General features: G+C 69.5%; 4 protein-coding genes. 3 read left to right on the forward strand and 1 reads right to left on the reverse strand.

Features of this window, described 5'->3' with window-relative positions; translation table 11 throughout:
• The 3 genes from D7X32_RS43445 to D7X32_RS43455 form a co-directional block, all read left to right on the forward strand.
• A partial coding sequence (locus D7X32_RS43445) for a helix-turn-helix domain-containing protein (protein ID WP_500683174.1) occupies window positions 1-219 on the forward strand: 219 nt, incomplete at its 5' end.
• 32 nt (window positions 220-251) lie between these two features.
• Window positions 252-617, forward strand: a complete 366-nt coding sequence (locus D7X32_RS43450; RefSeq protein ID WP_120560632.1) for a VOC family protein — start codon at window positions 252-254, stop codon at window positions 615-617.
• 204 nt (window positions 618-821) lie between these two features.
• Complete coding sequence (locus tag D7X32_RS43455) at window positions 822-2399, forward strand: response regulator (RefSeq protein ID WP_120608347.1); 1578 nt, start codon at window positions 822-824, stop codon at window positions 2397-2399.
• Between the two features lie 4 nt (window positions 2400-2403).
• On the opposite strand, the gene D7X32_RS43460 is transcribed toward D7X32_RS43455, so the two are convergent.
• Window positions 2404-3582 carry an acyltransferase family protein gene (locus tag D7X32_RS43460; RefSeq protein ID WP_120608348.1) on the reverse strand — a complete coding sequence of 393 codons (1179 nt, stop codon included), beginning with the start codon at window positions 3580-3582 and terminating at the stop codon, window positions 2404-2406.
• Between the last annotated feature and the right edge of the window lie 600 nt (window positions 3583-4182).

The following is a 4182-nucleotide window of genomic DNA, read 5'->3' on the forward strand; positions in this document are numbered from 1 at the left end:
CGCCCACTCCGCCCCCTGCAGCCCCCGCGACAACTCCAGCACGCGCTGGAGTTGTCGCGGGGGCTGCAGGGGGCGGAGTGGGCGTTGGCTGCGGGGTACTACGACCAGGCGCACCAGGTGCGGGAATTCCGGGCGCTGACGGGGCTGACGCCGGGGGCGTACGTGCGTGAGCAGACGGAGGTCGGATTCGTCCAATCGCAGGACGGGGCGGGTGCGTAAGGTGGGGGTGTTCCCACTTGAGGAGGCACGCCATGTCCACCGCACCGCAGCAGGCAGAGCAGCACCACCGCATCGACTACATCGAGCTTCCCGTGAAGGACATCGCGGAGGCGAAGCGCTTCTACGGCGCCGTGTTCGGCTGGAAGTTCGAGGACTACGGCCCTGACTACACGAGCTTCATGGATGGGCGGCTGAACGGGGGCTTCGACAAGGAGCGCGAGGTGTCGAAGGGAGGCGCGTTGCTGGTGCTGTATTCGAAGGACCTGGACGCGACGCTGGCGAAGGTGCGCGAGGCCGGAGGGCGCATCGTGAAGGACACGTTCTCCTTCCCAGGAGGCAAGCGCTTCCACTTCGCGGACCCCACGGGCAACGAGCTGGCGGTGTGGACGGAGCCTTGAGGCGCTGAAGGGAGGGGACGGTCGAGGGTGTCACCGCGGCCGTCTCCCTGCATTGCGGCCATGCGAGTTGTCACGGCCTCAACACTCCCTGTGCATCCCAACACGCGCCGTCCGCATGGAGGACAGTGGCGGGATGATCACGGTTCTCGTGCGTCCCTGACGCGCGGTAGAAATCGGCCCGGCTCCTCCCTGGGAACGTCGCCCGTGCTCGCTACCGCCAAAGCCACCGTCCTCCACGTCAATGACACCCCCGCGAGCCTCTACCTGGGCACCTTCTCGCTGCGCCAGGCGGGCTACCACGTGCTGGAGGCGGTCACTGGCGGCGAAGCGGTGCAGATTGCATTGGATTCGCCGCCCGACGTCGTCGTGCTCGACGTGAAGCTTCCCGACATGAGCGGCTACGACGTGTGCCGGATCTTGAAAGAGGATCCCCGCACCCGCGAAGTCGCCATCATCCACACCTCCGCCACCTTCATCACCGCGGAGAAGAAGGTCGCGGGCCTGCGCGCCGGCGCGGACGTCTACCTCACCCAGCCGTTCGACCCGGAAGAGCTCATCGCCACCGTCAACAGCGTCCTGCGCCTGCGGCGCGTGGAGCGCGAAGCCCTGGCGAACGCCGCCCGCCTGGAAGAGGCCGACCGCAAGAAGAACGAATTCCTCGCCATGCTCGCCCACGAGCTGCGCAATCCCCTGGCCGCCATCTCCGTCGCGGTGCAGATGCTCGGGCAGAAGGACTCCCACGGCCTGTCCGAAGCCGACGCGCGCCGCCGCGACATCATCGAGCGGCAGGTGAGCCACCTGCGCCACCTCGTGGACGACCTGCTCGACGTCAGCCGCATCACCCGAGGCAAGTACGCCTTGCGCCGTGGCCCGCTGGACCTCAACACCGTGCTGCAACACTCGCTCGCCGCCGCGCGGCCCGTGATGGAGGAGCGTGGGCTCGTCCTGCACGAAATCCTCTCCGCCGAACCCTGTTGGGTGGACGGCGACCGGACGCGCCTGGAGCAGGTCTTCACCAACCTGCTCGACAACGCCTCCAAGTACTCGCCCGAGGGCGGCATCGTCACCGTGGGCGCCCACGTGTCCGGGGACTCCCGCGTGCGCGTCTCCGTGCAGGACACCGGCATCGGCCTGCGGCAGGCGGACCAGGAGCACATCTTCGAGCTCTTCGCCCAACTGGACGCGGGGCTCGCGCGCAGCCGGGGCGGACTGGGCATCGGCCTGACCCTGGTGCGCAACCTCGTGGAGGAGCACGGCGGTCAGGTGGAGGTCTTCAGCGTGGGACCGGGACAGGGCAGCACCTTCACCATCACGCTGCCGCTGCTCACGGGCACCGCGAGGCCCGAGGCCACCGTGGAGCGCATCGAGTCCCGCCGGGGTGAGTGGAGCATCCTCCTGGTCGACGACAACCCCGACGCGCGCGAAGGCCTGAGCGAGATGCTCCAGATGTGGGGCCACACCGTCGCTGTCGCCTCGGACGGCCCGGAGGCGCTCGCCATGGCGACCCCCGGCACCTACGACGTCATCATCCTGGACATCGGTCTGCCAGGCCTGGACGGCTATCAGGTGGCGCAGGAGCTGCGCGGACGCGTGGCCTCGGACGCGCACCTCATCGCGCTCACGGGTTACGGGACGCCGGAGGACCGGGCCCGCAGCGAGGAAGCGGGCTTCGACCTGCATCTGGTCAAGCCCGTGGAACTGGTGGAGATCGGCCGCGTGCTCGCGCAGCTGGGACCCGTGAAGCGCGGCCCGCACCGCCGGCTCCAGGCGAAGAGCGCGTAGGGCTTCACCCCCGGGGCTGGAGGCCCGGTGCGCGCTGCTCCGTGCCCCGGCCCGTCCACCGGTCGCGGATCCATCCGCGGGCGGGCTTCTCCACGCGTTCATACGCGAGCACGCTCAGGCACACCGCGCCCACGACGAACGCCGCCACCGCCCAGGCGGACGTGGGCGCCTCGCCCAGCCGCTTGAGCACGGACTTCCAGGCGAACAGCATCGGCATGTGCAGAAGGAAGAGCGCATGGCTCGCCTCACCCAGCAGGCGCAGCGGTCGTGAGGCCAGCACCCGCGCCACGGCCCCCTGGCTCCGCGACAACAGGAAGATCAGCGCCGCGAACACTGGCGCCAGCAGTCCGTTGTGCAACAGCGGGAAGGGCAGCGACGTGCTCCCCATCAGCGCCGCGATGAGCAGCCCGCCCACCACCGCCAGCACCACCGGAAGCGAACGCGGCGCCTCCGTGGCCCGTAGCAGGAAGAAGCGCGCCGCGAGGATGCCCAGGATGAACTCCGGCAGCCGCGCCAGCGGGTTGAAGCGCAGCGCCAGCATCCACGGCCCGGAGCCGTACGCGGACGCCGTGCCCCCGGTTTGATCCGGATCCACCACCATGTAGAGCACCGGGAGCACCAGCGCGCCCCCATACGCCGCCGCCGCGCCCATCGCGAGCGCCCGGGTCCCCAGTCGATTCATCCGTCCCGCCAGGAAGGGGAAGGCCGCGTAGAAGACCGCCGCCACCGCCAGCGACCAGCCCGCGCCGTTCCATGCCATCGCCGTCCACGGCGTCCAGCTCTGGAGCAGCAGCGGCGTGACCACCAGCGCCGCCGCGTGCCACAACGCCTCCAAGGGATTCACCGCCCACGCGTCGCGCAGGCTCTTGAAGTACGCGGGCGCGGCGAGCGCCAGGCCCAATGCATAGATGGGATAGATGCGCGCGAAGCGGGCCACCCAGAACGCCTTGCGTGCCTCGTGCGTGGCCGGCGGCCGCTCCAGGTAGTTGTAGCCAAGGATGAAACCCGACAAGACGAAGAAGAAGCTGATGCCCACGTACCCGCTGGTGAGCAGCCCGTGCAGTCCCGGCGGCGCCTCCGTGCCGGTGAAGACCAGGTGATACACGTGGTAGGCGACGACGTGCGCGGACGCGAAGAACCGCAGCCCGGTGAGTGCAGCCAGTTGTTGCCAGGAAGAAACCATGAGGGCCGCGAGTGTCGCAGCCTCGCGCACGCCCCTCAATCCGCCTCAGCGCCGTGTACCAGGCCGGCCTCTGGGAGACTCGCGGTGCGCGTCAGGTCGCCAGAAGTGTTTCAACCCCATCCACGCGTCACGACCGGAAGTCCTTCGCGAGGACGCGCACCCTGTGCACTCCGCGATGGGCCGCGACGGGAGGGCTTGAGCGGCCGGAAAGGCGAGGTCACGGGCAGAGGCCCCGCCGGGCGCGCAGTCCAGAAACCTGTCCGACTGTCGGACAGGTTCGCGCCACCTGAAGCCGAGGACGCACGTCTGGAGGAGCTCAGCGGGGGGCCGCGACGTCGTGCGTGCGCGGACGCCAAGGCGGGTCCACGGACAGGGCTGCCCGCCGGGCACGCAGTCCAGAAACCTGTCCGACAGTCGGACAGGTTTTCGCCGCATGAGGCCCGTGCCCGCGAACTTGTCCGACAGTCGGACAGGTTTTCGCCGCCCGGGGCCGGAGGGCGCCCTCCCAGCAATCAATGAGAACGGTGGGCCCTCGCGTCCATGTCAGACCCCTGTGGTTGGATGGCGAAGCTGGGACGAAGAGGGGGATGGGGATGGGAC

The organism is Corallococcus carmarthensis (assembly GCF_003611695.1).
GTDB classification, from domain to species: Bacteria; Myxococcota; Myxococcia; order Myxococcales; family Myxococcaceae; genus Corallococcus; species Corallococcus carmarthensis.